The 18,213-nt window shown below is 43.9% G+C and carries 18 protein-coding genes; 14 read left to right on the top strand and 4 right to left on the bottom strand.

Annotated features, from left to right (window positions below; all coding sequences use genetic code 11):
* Nucleotides 1-58: 58 nt before the first annotated feature.
* The 6 genes from purM to ablB all read left to right on the top strand — a co-directional run bounded on the left by purM (nucleotide 59) and on the right by ablB (nucleotide 5,678).
* The gene (gene purM, locus BAE31_RS19015) at nucleotides 59-1,099 is read left to right on the top strand and encodes a phosphoribosylformylglycinamidine cyclo-ligase (RefSeq protein WP_076841127.1); all 1,041 of its coding nucleotides are present in this window, start codon (nucleotides 59-61) and stop codon (nucleotides 1,097-1,099) included.
* Nucleotides 1,096-1,665: a phosphoribosylglycinamide formyltransferase gene (purN, locus tag BAE31_RS19010; RefSeq protein WP_041108687.1), complete on the top strand. Its 570-nt coding sequence runs from the start codon at nucleotides 1,096-1,098 to the stop codon at nucleotides 1,663-1,665. Before purM ends, purN begins: the two co-directional genes overlap by 4 nt.
* Before the next feature lie 15 nt (nucleotides 1,666-1,680).
* On the top strand, nucleotides 1,681-3,219 hold the full coding sequence (gene purH, locus BAE31_RS19005) for a bifunctional phosphoribosylaminoimidazolecarboxamide formyltransferase/IMP cyclohydrolase (RefSeq protein ID WP_025092624.1): 1,539 nt from the start codon (nucleotides 1,681-1,683) through the stop codon (nucleotides 3,217-3,219).
* A 12-nt stretch (nucleotides 3,220-3,231) separates the two neighbouring features.
* The gene (gene purD / locus BAE31_RS19000) at nucleotides 3,232-4,506 is read left to right on the top strand and encodes a phosphoribosylamine--glycine ligase (protein WP_076841126.1); all 1,275 of its coding nucleotides are present in this window, start codon (nucleotides 3,232-3,234) and stop codon (nucleotides 4,504-4,506) included.
* Between the two features lie 111 nt (nucleotides 4,507-4,617).
* Nucleotides 4,618-4,818: a hypothetical protein gene (locus BAE31_RS18995; protein ID WP_076841125.1), complete on the top strand. Its 201-nt coding sequence runs from the start codon at nucleotides 4,618-4,620 to the stop codon at nucleotides 4,816-4,818.
* Nucleotides 4,819-4,832: 14 nt separating this feature from the next.
* Nucleotides 4,833-5,678: a putative beta-lysine N-acetyltransferase gene (gene ablB, locus BAE31_RS18990; RefSeq protein WP_076841124.1), complete on the top strand. Its 846-nt coding sequence runs from the start codon at nucleotides 4,833-4,835 to the stop codon at nucleotides 5,676-5,678.
* On the opposite strand, the gene BAE31_RS18985 is transcribed toward ablB, so the two are convergent.
* Nucleotides 5,673-7,331: a PucR family transcriptional regulator gene (locus BAE31_RS18985; RefSeq protein WP_076841123.1), complete on the bottom strand. Its 1,659-nt coding sequence runs from the start codon at nucleotides 7,329-7,331 to the stop codon at nucleotides 5,673-5,675. The two genes, ablB and BAE31_RS18985, sit on opposite strands and share 6 nt — an antisense overlap.
* Before the next feature lie 191 nt (nucleotides 7,332-7,522).
* Between BAE31_RS18985 and BAE31_RS18980 the strand changes: the two genes are divergently transcribed.
* Genes BAE31_RS18980 through BAE31_RS18965 form a run of 4 tightly spaced genes read left to right on the top strand, consistent with a single transcriptional unit; the run spans nucleotide 7,523 to nucleotide 11,507 of the window.
* Entirely contained in the window at nucleotides 7,523-8,887 is a 1,365-nt protein-coding gene (locus tag BAE31_RS18980; RefSeq protein ID WP_056767540.1) for an aspartate aminotransferase family protein, read from the top strand.
* 12 nt (nucleotides 8,888-8,899) lie between these two features.
* Nucleotides 8,900-9,586, top strand: a complete 687-nt coding sequence (locus BAE31_RS18975) for a CoA transferase subunit A (RefSeq protein WP_034282829.1) — start codon at nucleotides 8,900-8,902, stop codon at nucleotides 9,584-9,586.
* The gene (locus BAE31_RS18970) at nucleotides 9,562-10,227 is read left to right on the top strand and encodes a 3-oxoacid CoA-transferase subunit B (protein WP_056767543.1); all 666 of its coding nucleotides are present in this window, start codon (nucleotides 9,562-9,564) and stop codon (nucleotides 10,225-10,227) included. The genes BAE31_RS18975 and BAE31_RS18970 overlap by 25 nt, the downstream gene beginning before the upstream one ends.
* A 14-nt stretch (nucleotides 10,228-10,241) precedes the next feature.
* Nucleotides 10,242-11,507, top strand: a complete 1,266-nt coding sequence (locus tag BAE31_RS18965; RefSeq protein ID WP_056767546.1) for a peptidase — start codon at nucleotides 10,242-10,244, stop codon at nucleotides 11,505-11,507.
* A gap of 32 nt (nucleotides 11,508-11,539) precedes the next feature.
* Here the strand turns inward: BAE31_RS18965 and BAE31_RS18960 are convergent, their stop codons facing one another.
* Complete coding sequence (locus tag BAE31_RS18960) at nucleotides 11,540-11,761, bottom strand: YgaP family membrane protein (protein ID WP_024426689.1); 222 nt, start codon at nucleotides 11,759-11,761, stop codon at nucleotides 11,540-11,542.
* Nucleotides 11,762-11,886: 125 nt separating this feature from the next.
* On the opposite strand from BAE31_RS18960, the gene BAE31_RS18955 reads away from it, so the two are divergent.
* Entirely contained in the window at nucleotides 11,887-13,629 is a 1,743-nt protein-coding gene (locus BAE31_RS18955) for an adenine deaminase C-terminal domain-containing protein (RefSeq protein WP_024426688.1), read from the top strand.
* Nucleotides 13,630-14,189: 560 nt separating this feature from the next.
* Nucleotides 14,190-14,504, top strand: a complete 315-nt coding sequence (locus BAE31_RS18950) for a YerC/YecD family TrpR-related protein (protein WP_024424524.1) — start codon at nucleotides 14,190-14,192, stop codon at nucleotides 14,502-14,504.
* A gap of 248 nt (nucleotides 14,505-14,752) precedes the next feature.
* On the opposite strand, the gene BAE31_RS18945 is transcribed toward BAE31_RS18950, so the two are convergent.
* Entirely contained in the window at nucleotides 14,753-16,333 is a 1,581-nt protein-coding gene (locus tag BAE31_RS18945) for an FMN-binding glutamate synthase family protein (protein WP_041108671.1), read from the bottom strand.
* 139 nt (nucleotides 16,334-16,472) lie between these two features.
* On the opposite strand from BAE31_RS18945, the gene BAE31_RS18940 reads away from it, so the two are divergent.
* Nucleotides 16,473-16,703: a hypothetical protein gene (locus tag BAE31_RS18940; protein WP_039176971.1), complete on the top strand. Its 231-nt coding sequence runs from the start codon at nucleotides 16,473-16,475 to the stop codon at nucleotides 16,701-16,703.
* Nucleotides 16,704-16,750: 47 nt separating this feature from the next.
* Here BAE31_RS18940 and BAE31_RS18935 read toward each other — a convergent pair whose 3' ends face one another.
* Nucleotides 16,751-17,101, bottom strand: a complete 351-nt coding sequence (locus BAE31_RS18935) for a DUF2283 domain-containing protein (protein WP_041108670.1) — start codon at nucleotides 17,099-17,101, stop codon at nucleotides 16,751-16,753.
* A gap of 563 nt (nucleotides 17,102-17,664) precedes the next feature.
* Between BAE31_RS18935 and BAE31_RS18925 the strand changes: the two genes are divergently transcribed.
* Nucleotides 17,665-18,180, top strand: coding sequence for a hypothetical protein (locus BAE31_RS18925; protein WP_117612521.1), 516 nt, complete (start codon nucleotides 17,665-17,667; stop codon nucleotides 18,178-18,180).
* Nucleotides 18,181-18,213: the final 33 nt, after the last annotated feature.

The following is an 18,213-nucleotide window of genomic DNA, read 5'->3' as shown; positions in this document are numbered from 1 at the left end:
TGCTCTTTCATTCTGCTGAAAATAAATGGAAGAGAAGCAGCTAAAAGGAGTGAATGGGATGTCAGAAGCATATAAAAACGCCGGTGTCGACATCGAAGCAGGATACGAAGCCGTCAAACGAATGAAAACACACGTAGAACGTACAAAAAGAGCAGGCGTCATGGGTGCTCTAGGCGGATTTGGCGGTATGTTTGATTTATCTGAGCTGCCATACAAAAAGCCCGTTCTTGTCTCAGGAACAGATGGTGTCGGAACAAAATTAAAGCTTGCCTTTTTAATGGATCAACACGATACGATCGGCGTAGATGCCGTGGCAATGTGTGTGAACGATGTGCTGGCACAAGGGGCAGAGCCGCTCTTTTTCTTAGATTACTTAGCAGTTGGTAAAGCAGATCCAATAAAAATTGAATCAATCGTCAAAGGTGTGGCTGACGGCTGTGAGCAGTCTGGTTCAGCGCTTGTCGGCGGAGAAACAGCAGAAATGCCAGGTCTTTACACAGAAGATGAATATGATATTGCTGGTTTTTCAGTAGGCGTTGTTGAAAAGGATGAAATCGTGACAGGAGAGAGCATCAAAGAGGGGCACTTGCTTATTGGACTCAGCTCAAGCGGAATTCATAGCAATGGGTACTCCCTCGTTCGTAAAGTATTGCTGGAAGACGCTGGTCTGGACCTGCATCAAACGTATGAACCTTTTACAAGACCGCTTGGAGAAGAACTGCTTGAACCGACCAAAATTTATGTGAAGCCTGTTCTCAAACAAGTGAAAGCCGGCAAGATTGACGGCATGGCACATGTGACAGGCGGCGGCTTTATTGAAAATTTACCACGTATGCTGCCTGAAGGGCTTGGTGTTGAGATTGATAACGGCTCATGGCCAGTACCGCCAATTTTCTCCTTTATTCAAGAAAAAGGACAGTTAAAGGCAGAAGAAATGTTCAACGTGTTTAATATGGGCATTGGCTTTGTCTTAGCGGTAAAAGAAGATGACCTTGTCGAAGTGATCAGAGGACTTGAAGAAGACGGAGAGAAAGCATTTCTCATCGGCCGTGTTCGAAAAGGAGAAGGTGTCACATTCGGCGGTGGAAGCCTCTCATGAAGAAGTTTGCGATCTTCGCCTCTGGAAGCGGGACGAATTTTCAAGCCATTATGGATACATTAAAAAAAGAACAGTGGCAGGCAGAGGCCGCCATTGTGATTTGCGATAAACCGGGTGCAAAGGTGCTGGAGCGTGCTGAGAAAGAGGGCATTCCCTCCTTTGCCTTTACCCCGAAGGCTTTTCCGAATAAAGCCGCTTTTGAACAAACGATCATTGAACAGCTTAGGCTGCATGAAGTGGAATGGATTTTCCTTGCTGGGTATATGAGACTGATTGGTCCGACATTACTTGAAGCATTCAGAGGGAAAATTGTCAATATCCACCCGTCCTTGCTGCCAGCCTTCCCAGGGCTGGATGCCATTGGACAAGCCTATCAAGCAGGCGTCAAAGTGGCAGGTATCACCGTCCATTTTGTCGACGAAGGTATGGATACAGGTCCGATCATTGACCAAGCGTCGATTTACATCGAACAAGGGGAAGAGCTTGAATCGATTGAAAAAAGAATGCATGAACTAGAACACACACTATATCCAAAAGTGATCAAATCACTTTTAGAATTATCTTAATGAGGTGACGAAGGCATGACGATCAAACGCGCATTAATCAGTGTTTCCGATAAAACGAATCTTGTACCTTTTGTGAAAGAATTAACAGAACTTGGCGTTGAAGTGATTTCAACTGGAGGTACACATAAGCTTCTTCAAGAGAACGGCATTGATGTCATTGGGATTTCAGAAGTCACTGGATTCCCTGAAATCATGGACGGACGACTCAAAACACTTCACCCGAATATTCATGGTGGACTTTTAGCAGTGAGAGAAAACGATGAGCATATGGCACAGATTGAAAAGCATGGCATTCAGCCGATTGATCTTGTTGTCGTGAACCTCTATCCATTCAAAGAGACGATCTCAAAAGACGATGTGACATATGAAGAAGCGATTGAAAACATTGATATTGGCGGACCGGGAATGCTTCGTGCAGCATCAAAAAACCACCAAGACGTCACAGTGATTGTCGATCCTCGTGACTATGATACAGTCATCCAGCAAATCAAAGAAGGCGGCGTGTCACTCGAGAAAAAACGTGAGCTCGCTGCAAAGGTATTCCGTCATACGGCTGCTTACGATGCTCTGATTGCGGATTACTTAACAAACTTTGTGGGCGAAACAGAGCCAGAGCAGTTCACTGTCACGTTTGAGAAAAAACAATCCCTTCGTTATGGAGAAAACCCGCACCAAGCGGCGACTTTCTATGAAAATGCTCTTCCAGCCAAAGGTTCTTTGGCTACTGCAAAGCAATTACATGGAAAAGAACTTTCCTATAACAATATTAAAGATGCAGATGCCGCTCTTCAAATTGTACGTGAATTCACGGAGCCAGCAGCTGTTGCTGTGAAGCATATGAACCCGTGCGGCGTTGGTACAGGAGAAACGATTGCAGAAGCATTTGACCGAGCGTTCAAGGCAGACGAAACGTCTATTTTTGGCGGCATTGTGGCACTTAACCGTGAAGTAGACAAACAAACAGCTGAGGTGCTGCATACGATTTTCTTAGAAATTGTCATCGCCCCATCGTTCAGCCAAGAAGCACTTGACGTGTTAACAGCGAAAAAGAACCTTCGACTATTAACATTAGATGTAGAAGCGGATCTCGGGAAAAAGGAAAAACAGCTGACAAGTGTCCATGGCGGACTGCTTGTTCAGGATATTGACACGTACGGCTTAGAGGAAGCAACGATCTCTATTCCAACGAAAAGAGAACCAACAGAAGACGAATGGAAAGACTTAAAGCTTGCTTGGAAAGTGGTCAAGCATGTGAAATCAAATGCTATTGTCCTTGCGAAAGATCAAATGACAGCAGGAATTGGTGCTGGTCAAATGAACCGCGTGGGCTCAGCGAACATTGCCATTGAGCAAGCTGGTGAAAAGGCAAAAGGAAGCGCACTAGGCTCTGATGCATTCTTCCCAATGGGCGATACAGTGGAAGCTGCTGCAAAGGCAGGCGTCACAGCGATCATTCAGCCAGGCGGATCTATTCGTGATGAAGAATCGATTCAAAAAGCAGATGAATACGGCATCGCCATGGTCTTCACTGGCGTTAGACATTTCAAACATTAAGGGGATGACAGTGTGAACGTATTAATTATCGGCAGAGGCGGAAGAGAGCATACCATCGCATGGAAAGTGAATCAAAGTGAACTTGTCAGCCAAGTATTTGTCGCACCCGGCAATGATGGAATGACAGATGCTGCGAAGCTTGTATCAATCGACGAGGGCGATCATGAGTCATTAATTCGTTTTGCAAAAGAAAACGAAATCGGCTTAACCATTGTCGGTCCAGAGGTTCCTTTAATCGCAGGTGTCGTTGATGCATTTGAAGAAGCAGGTCTAAAAGTATTTGGACCGAATGCAAAAGCTGCGGTCATTGAAGGCTCAAAGGAATTTGCAAAAGATTTAATGAAGAATTACGATATCCCAACAGCCGCTTACGCCGCCTTTACCTCGTTTGAAGAAGCAAAGGCATATGTGGAAGAAAAGGGTGCGCCGATAGTTATTAAAGCAGACGGGCTTGCCGCAGGAAAAGGCGTTACAGTGGCCATGACGCTTGAAGAGGCGGTCGATTGTCTGCATGATTTCTTAGAGGATGAAAAGTTTGGCGATGCAAGTGCATCTGTCGTCATCGAAGAATTTTTAACAGGCGAAGAATTTTCACTCATGGCCTTTGTCAACGGAGAAAAGGTGTACCCGATGGTGATTGCGCAGGATCACAAACGGGCCTTTGAAGATGACAAAGGGCCGAATACCGGCGGGATGGGCGCTTATTCACCAGTTCCGCAAATTTCAGATGAAGTCGTCCAAAAAGCGGTGGAAGATGTCGTCAAACCGGCAGCTCGCGCGATGGTGCAGGAAGGGCGTCCATTTACAGGCATTTTATATGCAGGTTTAATGCTGACACCAGAAGGCTCAAAGGTGATTGAATTCAATGCACGCTTTGGCGACCCTGAAACGCAGGTGGTTCTCCCTCGTCTTGAATCAGATCTAGTCCAAGTCTTCCTCGATATTCTTGATGGAAAAGATGTGGACTTACAGTGGAAAGACACTGCGGCTGTCAGTGTGGTTCTTGCATCAGAAGGATACCCAGAAGACTATGCAAAAGGGACTCCGATCGGTGCCTTGCAAACGACTGTGTCTGATGTTGTGACCTTCCACGCAGGAACAAAAAAAGAAAACGATCAATTCGTCACAAATGGCGGCCGTGTAGCGAATGTAACCGCATTTGACGACACATTTGAAGCGGCAAGATCAAGAGTGTATGAAGCGGTTGAAGAAATCATACAGCCAGGTCTATTTTATCGCCGTGACATTGGTGCCCGTGCACTGAAGGCTGCGGGGAAAAACGTTTAATCAAAACACCTTTCTATCTGACGAGATGGAAAGGTGTTTTTTGTTCATGAGAAGGGATGATGCTCGAATATGAAGAAGTAGTATGGGATGACGAGTTTATGAGGAGGGAGCATGGTCATTCAAGGAATCATTCTATTTGCAATCGTGTTACTTATTTTATTTGTACTGTTCTCAAATCTCATCATGTATGAAGCGAGAAAGCAAAACAAAGCCAAAAAAGGCTCAGCCTTTCGGTATATGATCATGTCGATTTTTTCTGGTATCGTCATTGTTTCATTTTCCATTTGGATTTTTTTATTAGCTGATTTATAAGAGAGGATGAGTATATGGTGCAATTGAAGGAACTTGCGAACGAGCGTTTTTCTGCCTCGATCTGTATTGATTCATTTAATGAGCGCATCCGTTTGGATGACTATAGCGGCAGGGTGCGGGATGTGATTCAGTCGGTTCTAAAGGAAGCGGCGGACTGCAAGGCTTCTAAGGTCATTGTGAAAGTCAGGCGTGAGCATATGCCTCTTTTTTTAGAAAAAGGCTTTCGGCTTGAAGGCGTGTTTTCTCATTATTTTCTTGGAAGTGATGCGTACGGCATGTCGCTCTTTCTGACGGAGGATCGAATGAACAGCCCGTATTGGCTGAAGGAAGATGAAATTGTTGCGTCTATTCAGGAAAAGCCTCTCAAAAAAGACCAAGGCACGTGGCAGGATGAGTATGTGATGAGGAAAGCGGATACGCAGGATATTCACAAGCTGGCAAAGCTCTATGATACCGTTTTTGAAACGTATCCTACGCCAATGAATGAGCCAGATTACATCCAAAAGGTGATGGAGGAAGGGACCATCTTTTATGCCGTTGAACATGACGGTCACATTGTGAGTGCAGCATCCGCTGAAATCAATGCGCCGTATGGTCATGCGGAATTAACAGATTGTGCGACCCTCCCATCATACAGAAAACTAGGATTCATGCATCATTTGATTCTAGCACTCGAAAAAGAACTTCAATTCATGCACATCTATGTCTTTTATTCTCTCGCACGTGCACTGTCCTATGGAATGAACCAAGTGTTTTATCAGCTCGGCTATACGTATACCGGGCGTTTCCAAAACAACTGCTATATTTTTGACAAAATTGAAGATATGAATCTATGGGTGAAAACGCCGAATGAATCATGAAATGGTTCTCATCTGATCAAGCAGACCAGATAGGCGGTACGCCATGATACTGAGCTGCAGCTTCATCCGATCATCTGTTGATTTGAGGCTGCAGCCTGTTCTCGTTTCAATTTGTTTCAGCCGGTAGCTTAATGTATGCCTGTGAATAAACAATTCTCCCGCAGATTTTTGAATATTTTCATTGTGTGCCAAATACACTTCGAGTGTATGGATCAGGTCAGCCCCCTGTTTTTTCGTATAAAGCAAGGGACTTAACAGCTCCACGTAAAAGTCATGCAAATTCATACCCGCTTCATTCATTTCAAGCAGCATCCCGTATAAGCCGAGCTTTTGATAATGAATGATGCATTCGTCTGTCTTTAAAAGCGGAAGAAGCCTTGCTGCATACTGCGCTTCCTTCGCGCTTTTTGAAAAGAGACCGATTTGCTCATAGGCTCTCCCAATGCCAATCACAATCGGATGGACGGGAAAAAAATAAGACCAAGTGCTCCGGCACTCTTCTGCTGCACGATACCACTCCGCTTCTTGAAACGCTTTTTTTTCTGCTGGCGTAAGAACAAAAATGGAATCGAGCCTTGTCTTAAGTAAAAAAGGAATATGTCTGCGTTCAAATATCGACGTGAGTAATTGAGATAGGCGCTGCATCATTTGGTGATCGAGCTGTGTGTGCTGATGCTGAAATTGAAAGTAGATGACCACCTGCTCATCGCTCATATCGTATTGCAGCTTTGTTGCCTGTTCGACCACATAGCTTTCTTCTGTGTATTGCTGCTGCAAAATATCATCTAACAAATGACCTTGCATTTGGTTTTCTGTATCTTGAATGGCTTTTTGCTTCAGCCATTCAATTGCATACACCGCCCCGGCGTGCTCGATGGCAATCGCGTCGAGATGATGCCACTCATCCTTTTTCTTTAAAGATACAATAAACCCGAAAATATCACCCATCGCAATCACCGGACATGCAGCGAGGACAAACGCACCGCACGTGTCATAAACGAGCCGTCCTTTCTCCTCAGCCTGCTTGAGAAGAGGCGTCGTTTCGATTGGTTCATGATCTGTCAGAAAGCCAAAAGCAGGAGAGTACGTCACTTCATCTTTTATGAGATGAGCTGCTGTTTGATGTAAAAAAACATCAAGCACGACGATGTTTGCCGAAATGAGATGTGCCAGCTCATCTGTAATTTGCGTGACATTTTTATTGCTGACATTTAAATGGGTCAGTCTTTGGTGAATGGCTGAAGAATATTTAAGCTGATGGAGCTGGCTGCTGACGATTTGCTCTAGGACGGCTTTTGTAATGTCTGAAAAGTTGACATGTGAAGGAATCTCGATGAGTGGAATGCCGCTGTTTTTGGCAGCTTCGATCAGTGATGCCGGAATTTCCGTTAAGTATACGCCTTTATAAATCGCAATGGCCGATAGACGTTGAGATTGAATCAGCTCCTCAAGCCGGGTGCGCCTTTCCTGATTGTCTGCAAGCCCAAAGCCGGTTGTGACGAGCAGTTCCCCTTCTGAAAGCCTTGAAGTATCTTCGATAATTTCCACGATGGTCACCCACTGAATGAGGCGGTCTAGTCCATTTTCCCCAGCAAGCAGCTTTGTTTCCTTCATGATATTGAGCGAGAGTGCATCTTTGACGAGAATCGCCATAGACTCATGACCTCCTTTTGAACACTCTTATACACGATGTATAAAAAATGCGTGTGAAATTCGGGCATGTGGCGAATGGAGGATGACTGCCCTCTTGATTAAGCTAATCTTATAACAAGTATACAAAATTTTCTTGCGATTCATGAAAAAAGAAAGATGCAGCTGCTGACGAGAGAGGGAGGAATGACAAAGTGGAGACCCGGGATTACTTAATCAAACCGATGTTGAATCAGCATTATCCTGTGGCTGTGAAAGGAGAGGGGATTTATTTATATGATCAGGACGGGAAAAAATATTTAGACGGCTCATCTGGTGCTGTCACGGCGAGTATTGGACATGGCATACGAGACATCATTGATGCCATGACAGAGCAAGCGGAAAAGGTGAGCTTTACGTACAGATCACAATTCACAAATGAACCAGCAGAAGAACTAGCCTATGAATTGAGTACGCTCTGCCCAGGGAACCTGAACTGGTCTTTTTTTGTCGGAAGCGGATCAGAGGCAACAGAGACCGCCATGAAAATTGCCATTCAGCATTGGCAGGAGCAGGGGAAGGGTGAGAAGAATCACATCATCTCAAGATGGATGAGTTATCACGGCATCACACTCGGTGCGCTGTCGATGTCAGGACATATTGCAAGGAGAGAGCGCTTTGAACCACTGCTCGAAAAACACCCGGTGCTGTCTCCGCCATACAGCTATCGTTCGTGGCTGCCAAAGGAAGAAAGCAAGCAGGTCGAATGGTATGTACAGGAATTTAAAACTGTCATTCAGCGTATAGGAAAAGAGAGGATTGCGGCTTTTATTGCAGAGCCGATTGTTGGAGCAGCGGGCGCGGCGCTTGTTCCGCCAGACGGATATTTTGCGGCGATGAAGCGAGTTTGTGAGGAAAACGATATTTTAATGATTGCAGATGAAGTCATGACAGGCTTTGGACGAACTGGGAAAATGTTTGCCATGGAACATTGGGGCGTCGTACCAGATATTATGGTACTCGGAAAAGGCATGAGCGCCGGCTATGCACCAATTGCGGCAGCTGTCTCAGCGGATCATGTGATGGCACCAATTCTCAGCGGTTCGGGCTCTGTGATGGCAGGCCACACTTATAGCGGCAATCCGCTTTCAGCAGCCGTCTCACTGGCTGTCATTCGATATATGAAAAAACACCAGCTTTCAGAACGGGCTGATCTGTCTGGCCGATATTTAATGAATGCTTTAAAGGATTTGCAAACAAAACATTCCATCATAGGAGATGTGAGAGGAAAGGGACTGCTCATTGGCATTGAGTTTGTCGCAGACCGATTATCGAAAACACCATTTCCTGCCCATGCTCAAATGACGCATTTAGTTGTGGAGACGGCCAAGCAAAATGGTTTGCTTGTTTACCCAGCAAGCGCTGGAGAGGATGGTGTGGGGGGTGCAGCGGTCATGATCGCACCGCCGCTTTCCATTACGCAGCAGGAGATGGATGAACTGATTCATTTATTCGGGCAGACAATGACGCAGGTCGAGCAAGAAGTCATCAATCGAGGGTTTTTCCCATCTGCCATGTAGGGAGGAAAGATGATGAACAAAACAGCGAACTTTGATCAAGTCATCACGCATTTTAGAGACGGAATGACCATCATGTTTGGCGGCTTTGGCGGTGTGGGGTCCCCGCCATCATTGATCGATGCCATCCTAGAAGCCAATATCAAAGACCTGACATTGATCGGAAACGATGCAGGCTTCCCGCAAATCGGTGTTGGCAGGCTGATCACAGAAGGAAGAGTGAAGAAAATCATTGCCTCTCATATTGGCTCAAATCCAATTGCCGGGCAGAAAATGCAGGCAGGTACACTAGACGTTCTTTTTTACCCGCAGGGCATCCTAGCAGAAAAGATCAGGGCAGGCGGGATGGGTTTAGCGGGCATTGTGACGGATGTCGGCATGGATAGCCTCAATCTTGATGAGAAACAATTGGTTCAGCTGGATGGAAAGAAGTATATCCTTGAGCCTGCACTGACTGCGGATATCGCGATTGTGAATGCCCTCAAAGCAGATGAAGCAGGCAACCTGATTTTTGATAAAAGTGCGCGGAATACAAACCCGATTGTGGCGATGGCAGGAGACTGGACCATTGCGGAAGTAGAAGAGATTGTGCCTGTGGGCGGGCTTCATCCAGAGGAAATCGTCACACCAGGCGTATTTGTGAACCAGATCGTGCAATCAAAAGGAGTGAACTGGACATGGGCATGGGAGACATCGATTTAAGACACCGCATAGCCAAACGCGCGGCACAGGAAATTAAAGATGGCATGATTGTGAATCTTGGGATCGGCATCCCGACCCTTGCAGCTGACTACATCCCAGCACATTACGAGGTGTGGCTGCATGCAGAAAACGGCATTATGGGGGCAGGCGCTTCACCAGCACGAGGGGAAGAAGATCCGAATTTGTGCAATGCCGGCGGTTTCCCCATTACGTTAACAAAAGGCGGCTCATATATGGACAGTACAACCGCTTTTGGCATCATTCGCAAAGGAATGCTGGATATGACCATTTTAGGTGCACTTGAAGTCAGCAGTCATGGGGATCTTGCCAATTGGATTGTGCCAGGGAAACGAGTGCCGGGTATGGGTGGGGCGATTGAGCTCGCTCAAAAAGCGAAAAAGGTGGTGGTTGTGATGAGCCACCTTGATAAACATGGGCAATCTAAGATAAAAGCAGCCTGCACGCTGCCCTTAACAGCTAAGTCTTGTGTGGACCTGATTATTACGGATATGGCAGTCATTGAGGTCAAGTCACAGCTGCTCATTTTGCGTGAAGTCATGCCGCCGTATCAGCCAGAAGATGTCATGAGGGCGACAGAGGCGCCGCTCATTTTAGCGCCTGATGTCAAATCTGTTGTGTAGAAAGGATGACCGACTTGCAGCCAATTACACGTATCAGAAGCTGGATGAAAGAGCATCAGGAGGAAGCCGTGACGCTTCTTCAGCAAATGGTGCAATGTGACAGCACACAAGGAAATGAGCAAGAAGTACAGCAAATCGTAGCAAATAAACTTTCTGCCATTGGTTTTGATGTTGACATGTGGGACATTGGCGGAGATGACTTGCTGAACCACCCGTATTTTTATTCCCCGAGACGTTCCTTTAAAGGAAGTCCTAATGTCGCCGGACGATTGAAAGGAAAAGGGGGCGGCAAATCTATTTTATTAAATGGGCATGTGGATGTTGTCCCGGCAGGAGATCACAAACAATGGACATATCCGCCCTACAGCGGGCATATCATAAACGGGAGACTTTATGGACGCGGGGCAACAGATATGAAAGGTGGAAACGTTTCTTTACTCTTTGCACTTGAGGCACTGCATGCGCTTCAGATTCCGCTGAAGGGAGATGTCGTGTTTCATAGTGTTGTCGAAGAAGAGAGCGGTGGTGCAGGCACCCTTGCAGCCATACTGAGAGGATATACAGCAGATGCAGCCATCATTCCAGAGCCAAGTCATATGAAAATCTTTCCGATTCAGCAAGGATCTAAATGGTTCAGACTGCATATTAAAGGAAGGGCTGCTCATGGCGGAACAAGATATCACGGCGTTTCTGCTATTGAAAAGAGCACGATTGTCCTTTCACATATAGCGGCACTTGAAGAAAAAAGAAATCAGCGAATCACTGAGCCATTGTTTCAGCATATCCCAATCCCGATCCCAATCAATATCGGGAAAATTCAAGGCGGCGATTGGCCATCCTCTGTAGCAGACCTTGTCACAATGGAAGGCAGGCTCGGGGTGATGCCAGGTGAAACGGTAGAACAGGCAGAGAAGGAATTAGAAAATTGGATGGCAGGACTCGGAGAAAAAGATGAATGGTTCCAAGAGCATCCTGTTGAGGTCGAATGGTTTGGTGCAAGATGGCTTCCGGGTTCAATCGATACAGATCATCCGCTTTTAGGTTTATTGAAGGAACAATATGAAGCGGTCATGAAGCAGCCGCCGAAAATCGAAGCCGCCCCTTGGGGAACGGACGGCGGATTACTGTCACAGGCAGCGGGTATTCCGATCATCGTGTTTGGACCGGGAACAACGGAGCTTGCCCATTTTCCGAATGAATCCATCGACATTGAGCATGTGATTGAAGCAGCAGAAATTATTGCAGGAACAATGGTCGAATGGTGTGAAGCAGCGGAATGAGATGAAAATGATCACAAAAAAAGAAGGCTACCTTACTCAGCCTTCTCTTTATGTGTGTCCTGCTGCTCACACATATATGTCACTGGACAAAAACGAAGAATGCCAGATCCCAGTTTCATACCGCCAAACATGATGCTAAAAAGCAGCATTTTACTCCATGGTTTTCTAGCATATAAGGATCCAGCCACAGTACATATTGTCATTCCGCAGGCAATTCTAATGAGCGCTTCCATTAAGCCGAGATTAGGTTTCATTGAAGGTGAATCTCCTTTTTTAAATTATTTTAAGTGTGATTTCAAGAAATTGTAACGTTTCATTAATGCGTAACGTAGTTCGTTATGTTACGATAGGGCTAATACAAATGAAGGAGAGTATGTGAATGTCCGAACGTACTTTTAATTGGAGAAACAATGACATCCGCACACAAATCGATGTAGTCGACTCAAAAATAGTTCCAACACTCCTTTTAACGAATGGACTCGTGCTTAACCCGTTTTTGAAGCAATGGGTGAAGGCAAATATTTGGATACATGATGATCGAATTGTTTATGTCGGAGCAGAGCTTCCTCAAAATAAATCAGCTAAACGTGTGATTGATTGTGAAGGGAAATACATTGTGCCTGGGTATATAGAGCCTCACGCGCATCCGTTCCATATTTATAATCCCCAATCACTTGCAGAATATGTGTCTCAATTTGGCACAACAACAATGGTCAGCGATAACTTATTTCTTCTTTTGCAAAGCAATGAAAAGAAAGCGCTTTCCACTCTATGTGAATTAAAAAAGCAGCCATTTCAGTATTTCTGGTGGTCCAGATACGATCTTCAAACGGAAGTCAGATATGAAGATGAGATGCTGCCAGTCAACTACCGGAAGGAATGGATTGATCATCCTGACGTCCTCCAAGGCGGCGAATTAACAAGCTGGCCAAGATTGATGGACGGTGATGATCTCATTTTATATTGCATGCAAGAAACAAAGAAGCAGAGAAAACGAATTGAAGGGCATTTCCCTGGAGCTTCTGAGAAAACGCTAACAAAAATGAAGCTGTTTGGCGCGGACAGTGATCATGAAGCGATGAATGCGGACGATGTGTTAAAACGCTTGTCCCTTGGCTATCATGTTTCATTGCGGCATTCTTCCATCCGCCCAGATTTAGTGAACATTTTAAGAGAACTGCATGAGCGTGACTTTAGACACTATGATCACTTTTTCTATACAACAGATGGTGCTGCCCCTCACTTTTATGAGGAAGGCATGATTAACCGTTTGATTTCGATTGCCCTTGAAGAAGGCGTGCCGATCATTGATGCGTATAATATGGCGACATTTAACATTGCAAAATACTATCAAATTGATGATTTATTAGGCGTTGTTGGCCCAGGCCGGCTGGCTTCTTTAAATATTTTAGATGATCCAATGAACCCAAATCCCGAAACGGTGATATCTAAAGGGGTTATTCTCAAATTAGATGGCGAGAACCAGCATCAATTCCAAGAAACAAAATGGGAAAATGGCGGGCTTGCTCCATTAGATTTAAGCTACGACCTCACGATGAGTGATTTGCAATTCTCTATGCCGCTAGGTGTGAAGATGAGAAATGCTGTCATCATGGAGCCTTATACAGTGGAAATTGATAACTCAATCAACCAGCTGTCATGTGACCATGATCAAAGCTTCTTTAGCCTGATTGACCGAAAAGGCGAGTGGCGTGTGAATACGATGCTAAAAGGGTTCGCAAATAAAGTGCAGGGCTTTGTCAGCTCATTTTCGCTCACGGGTGACATTTTAGTGATCGGGAAAAATAAAGAAGATATGATGCTGGCACATAAGCGGATGAAAGAAATTGGCGGGGGGATCGTACTCACAGAGAACGGGAAAATTTTGCACGAAATCCCGCTGCAATTATCAGGCTGTGCATCGGCTGAACCGTTTGAGACTGTTCTTCAGCAGGAACAAACATTGCGTGAGCTGCTCATTGAGCGCGGCTATCCATTTGACTGCCCAATTGATACACTTGTCTTTTTCCAAAGTACACATTTGCCGTATATTCGAGTGACACCAAGAGGAATATTTGATGTCATGAAAAAAACTGTACTCTTTCCGTCTATAATGCGTTAAAATATAACAGAGTGGAGCTGTATCATCTTTGCCGCATTTTCTGACTGCTGTTATAGGGCAGAAGTGAGCCATGGTTCTCTTCACTGCCATGTAAGTGAAAATGATCTTATGTGGAGCTATTGACAAAGCAGAGGGCTTTGACATGACGAATGAAGTACTTTAATTGTAAAATGATTTTGCCGGTTACGCTGACCGGCCAACATATTTTGAATAACCTGAGCAAGGCGGGGCGCATATTTGTGGTCTCGCCGAGCTTTCTGCAAGCCTGTATATGAGGGCAGAAGACCTAACCAAGCAGAAGTCATCTTTATACCGGAAGCAAACAAGTTTGTCAGATTGTCATACAAGGAAAATGACAGAACTTGTCGAATTTGTTTACGATAAAGAAGCTTCGGCTTACGAAAGAACCTGACGGCATTTTCAGCGTGGAACCAAACCTGTCATGATCTGTTCAAAGCTCATTGCTGAGGTTTTAAAAAATTAGTCAGGAAAGATACCGCTTTCTTAGAAGAAGATCGTGCGAAGCGGTGTGGCAATAGTAAAGGAGAAGATGTATTAAGATGCAAATTGATAAATTAAGGGGCAAAAGCTTAGATCAGTTATTCAACTCCATCTTATCCCTTAAAGACCTGGAAGAATGTTATCGATTCTTTGATGATTTATGTACCATCAATGAAATCCAATCTTTATCACAGCGTCTTGAAGTAGCGCGTATGCTTCGCGAGGGAAACACGTATCATAAAATTGAGACGGAAACAGGTGCAAGCACTGCAACCATCTCACGTGTCAAACGCTGCTTGAACTACGGAAACGATGCCTATACGATGGCACTTGACCGCGTAGCAGAACAGCAGGAAAATAACGAAACAAAATAAAGCAGCTTTCACTGTAAACAATCCTTTTCACGAAAAATGGACTTGTTTGCAGTTTTTTTATGAAAAGGCGGGCAGGGGCTGATAAAGTGTCCCTGTTTTTTTACTTTAGCTCGCCTATAAACCATCTTTCTCCTTCATAGGAGATGCCATCTTCACTAGAGATGATTTCCTTAAACTCTACTGTTTGCAAACTTTATACGCGATTGAGTGAAAAGGTCAAAAAAGGCGCGTTTCCGCACCTTTTCGAGCTAGACAGATGGCTGTGTGCCTGAGAACATCGGCACTTCGCTTGTTTCACCATTCTCTTGTCTAAAGATAATATGTTTTTCATTAAAATGAATAGGAGATTCTATTCCCGCAGCTGCGGATAAATTAAACAAACCTTCTCTAAGAGACAGGATATAATTGCACACTCGGTATTTTTTTTCTTCAATCGATAAACCCTTTTGCAGCTTTGGGTCAGTCGTGGCGACCCCGACTGGGCATTTATTCGTGTGGCAGACTTGGGCGCGAATGCATCCGACTGAAAACATGAGTCCTCTGGCAATATTCACAAAGTCAGCTCCCATTGAAAGGGCAATCGCAATTTTATCAGGCGAGAGAAGTTTGCCAGAAGCAAAGAGCTTCACTTGATCTCTGACACCGTATTCTTTCAATATTTGATGAACCATTGGGAGTGCCGTGAAAATCGGCAGCCCTGCGGAATCCGCCAATTCATGAAAGGACGCGCCTGTACCGCCTTCTCCGCCATCCACTGTAATGAAATCAGGGTGTTTCCCGCTTTTTTTCATATAGCTGGCAAGCTCTTCAATATTTTCTTTATGTCCGACAACAAGTTTGATTCCAACTGGCTTTCCGCCTATACTCCGCAGCTGATCAATGAAATCAAACATGTCAGGAATGGAGTGGAACATCTCAAAGCGGTTTGGGCTGTCAATGGATTGGTGAGGCGGTAATTTACGGATATTCGCAATTTCTTCCGTCACCTTTTCGCCGTCAATATGACCGCCGCGTGTTTTTGCTCCTTGTGCCAGCTTGAGTTCAAAGGCTTTGACTTCCTCGTGTTCGCTTTTTTTCTTGAATTCTTCAAAGGAAAATGCGCCATCCTCTGTTCTGACGCCAAATAAACCGGGCCCAATCTGGCAAATGATATCTGCACCGCCTTTGAGGTGATAAGGAGAAAGCCCGCCTTCACCTGTGTTCATCCACGTCCCGCCGGCCATTTTTAATCCTGAGGATAGAGCTGTAATCGCCCTGTCGCCTAAGGAGCCGTAGCTCATGGCAGATTGACCGATCAGTCCTTTCACACGGAAAGGCTTTTGACATGTGTGTTCGCCAATGACTTGTACATCCTCTTGATGGAGAAAGTAAGGATTTGCTTCGACTTCTTTGAAATGTTCACTTCTTCGCAGTAAATTGTCTTGATCAATCTGATATACTTTTGTTTTGATTTTTTCAGATTGATCGATTCGAAGTTCATTTCGCTGCTTTGGAAACAGGACGTTTCGAATGTAATAGCCTGGCTTGTCAAAATCACGTTTTGAGCCAAAGCCCATTGTCCGGCTTTTGTACTTCCCTGACATGACCGCCTGCTCGTATTCTCTTCTTGAGAAGGGCAGCTCCTCTCGGTCATTCAGAAACAGATATTGGCGAAGCTCAGGTCCTATTTTTTCAAAAATAAACCGCAGCTTTCCAATGACCGGATAATTTCGCAGAACTGAATGTTCTTCTTGTTTTTCATCCCTCATCCAAATCCAGATCAATAGAATGATTGGGATGATCAAACAAATGACTAGCAATGTGCCGATGACAATTAAAGTTGTTGTCATGAAGATCCCCTCTTTTCTCTTTCATTGCTGTTGATATTCCACTTTTTAATGAAAGAGAAACCACATCAGCATATTGTGACGTTTAGAAATGAAAAGGCGGGGTAACTTACAAATAAGATCATAAGGGGAGGGAACATACATGAATAAGCGTCCAAATGCGTATGTACTTGCAGGATTAGGGGTTGGAGGAGCTGTGTTATTAGCGGTAAAAAATAAACAGCATCTGAAAAAATGGGCAAGCATGTTCCGGTCAGATGAAAAGGTTCCTGAAAAAGCCGGCCACCCAGATCCATTAGATATCCAAGACAACAAAATGGTCGACGAAGGAGCCATGACATCCGTCCATTATTTTAATGAAGCGAGACAATAATTTGAAAAAACCCGTTTTGAAAGATCAAAACGGGTTTTTCTTGTTTTTCATTTGACGTTATAGCGAATTGGATCGACAATAGTAAAACCGATCAGCCCATTGTGATCAGGTGTCGAGAATTGAAATTCAACGCCTGACAGTTGATAGGTTGAGAGAATTTCCTGATCCGTCAAACGTAAAGAAAGCTCATCCTCATAAACCGGTACGTTCTGCAGGACCTTGGATTCTTCTGCAAATAACTCCAAGCCAGCCACTCGGCCCTCTTTGTCGATATCTACATTGACACATTCATTGACATCTAATTCAATGGTTTCTTTGATTTTCATATGCTCCGCTTGCGGGGTGATATAGATGTAACCGATGTCTATATTTTGTTCATATGTAATCGTTCTTTTCAATGGGGTCACCTGCTTCATTTTAATTTTAACTGTAGCTAATTAACGAGATTTGAAATTATGAATGGGTATCGAAGATAAATTAAAGAATATCAATTATTATAATAAACTAAAATTAAGAACATAGCAGGATGTGCAACGAATGTATATTTGTATATACTTTAAAGGGATAAATTAACTATATTGGAGATGAATTATAAATGGCGGATTTGTATTTTTTTGAAAAAATGTCTGAACTGAGCCATATAGTACTTGTGTTGTGCGCATATGCTTTTTATTGGAGACTTAAGAAAACTAGAAATGAGAGGAAGCTCACTAATTTTGAACTTTTTCTAAAATATTTTATTTTATTTGGAGTATTAACTTGGGGAATCTCATTTGTGGTTTTAACAGTCTCATAATTCTGCGAAAAAAGTCGAATTAGCACTATTTATGTAAAAACAAATTATTTCTACCTTAAAACGAAAACTAAACTAACACTATATGTTATTATCAAAAATAACCATAAAATCAAATTTATGGTTATTTGTTAGGTTATTTTAAGGAAAAGGGGAGTTTATACATTGATGAAAAAATTATTTGTATTCACATTGGCTTTATTACTTTCTATTGCAACAATAGTGCCAGTAGCATCAGCTGAAAATTCAGTAAATCCTGAGGCTGGATTGAAAGGGTTAACAAAAGAACAAATTGAAAAATCTGTAGCTGAAATAGAGTATATCTTTACTAAAATTCTAGTATTTGATGACGAAGCAGGTTATGTTGTTAACGAAAAGGAATTAGAAAAAGCTTCATACCCAGTTTATCAAAAAGAAGGCATGATCGCTTTTGCGAACTATATGAATCAACAAAAAGGTATTGCTACTACACAAAAAAACACTGTTCAACGTTGTCTTGAAGATGCTCTTGGTATAACCAAGGGGGCTTTAAATCAGGTTCAAAAGGCTATTGAAAAAGGTGAATGGTTAAGTGTTCTAGGGTTCCTAACTTTAACTGGAATTGCGGTATCACCTCCTGTATTATTTGGCTTTTTCTTGCTATGTGGTGCACCAACAGCACAAGTTGCTCCACTTGAAAAATAAAAAAACTGTGTTCATTTATTAAAAAAGCAGATG

The sequence above is a fragment of the Bacillus sp. I-2 genome (genome assembly GCF_001974945.1).
In the GTDB taxonomy this organism is placed as follows: Bacteria; Bacillota; Bacilli; order Bacillales; family Bacillaceae; genus Bacillus; species Bacillus safensis.
This window is presented reverse-complemented; position numbering and strand designations above follow the sequence as displayed.

What these genes read in the sequence shown, in the direction of transcription:
- purH (WP_025092624.1), top strand. Translation starts at nt 1,681, where the DNA reads ATGACGATCAAACGCGCATTAATCAGTGTTTCCGATAAAACGAATCTT.
- BAE31_RS18945 (WP_041108671.1), bottom strand. Translation starts at nt 16,333, where the DNA reads ATGACAACAACTTTAATTGTCATCGGCACATTGCTAGTCATTTGTTTG.
- BAE31_RS18970 (WP_056767543.1), top strand. Translation starts at nt 9,562, where the DNA reads ATGGGCATGGGAGACATCGATTTAAGACACCGCATAGCCAAACGCGCG.
- BAE31_RS18925 (WP_117612521.1), top strand. Translation starts at nt 17,665, where the DNA reads ATGAAAAAATTATTTGTATTCACATTGGCTTTATTACTTTCTATTGCA.
- BAE31_RS18960 (WP_024426689.1), bottom strand. Translation starts at nt 11,761, where the DNA reads ATGAAACCTAATCTCGGCTTAATGGAAGCGCTCATTAGAATTGCCTGC.
- BAE31_RS18995 (WP_076841125.1), top strand. Translation starts at nt 4,618, where the DNA reads ATGGTCATTCAAGGAATCATTCTATTTGCAATCGTGTTACTTATTTTA.
- BAE31_RS18950 (WP_024424524.1), top strand. Translation starts at nt 14,190, where the DNA reads ATGCAAATTGATAAATTAAGGGGCAAAAGCTTAGATCAGTTATTCAAC.
- ablB (WP_076841124.1), top strand. Translation starts at nt 4,833, where the DNA reads ATGGTGCAATTGAAGGAACTTGCGAACGAGCGTTTTTCTGCCTCGATC.
- BAE31_RS18975 (WP_034282829.1), top strand. Translation starts at nt 8,900, where the DNA reads ATGAACAAAACAGCGAACTTTGATCAAGTCATCACGCATTTTAGAGAC.
- purM (WP_076841127.1), top strand. Translation starts at nt 59, where the DNA reads ATGTCAGAAGCATATAAAAACGCCGGTGTCGACATCGAAGCAGGATAC.
- purN (WP_041108687.1), top strand. Translation starts at nt 1,096, where the DNA reads ATGAAGAAGTTTGCGATCTTCGCCTCTGGAAGCGGGACGAATTTTCAA.
- BAE31_RS18940 (WP_039176971.1), top strand. Translation starts at nt 16,473, where the DNA reads ATGAATAAGCGTCCAAATGCGTATGTACTTGCAGGATTAGGGGTTGGA.
- BAE31_RS18955 (WP_024426688.1), top strand. Translation starts at nt 11,887, where the DNA reads ATGTCCGAACGTACTTTTAATTGGAGAAACAATGACATCCGCACACAA.
- BAE31_RS18985 (WP_076841123.1), bottom strand. Translation starts at nt 7,331, where the DNA reads ATGGCGATTCTCGTCAAAGATGCACTCTCGCTCAATATCATGAAGGAA.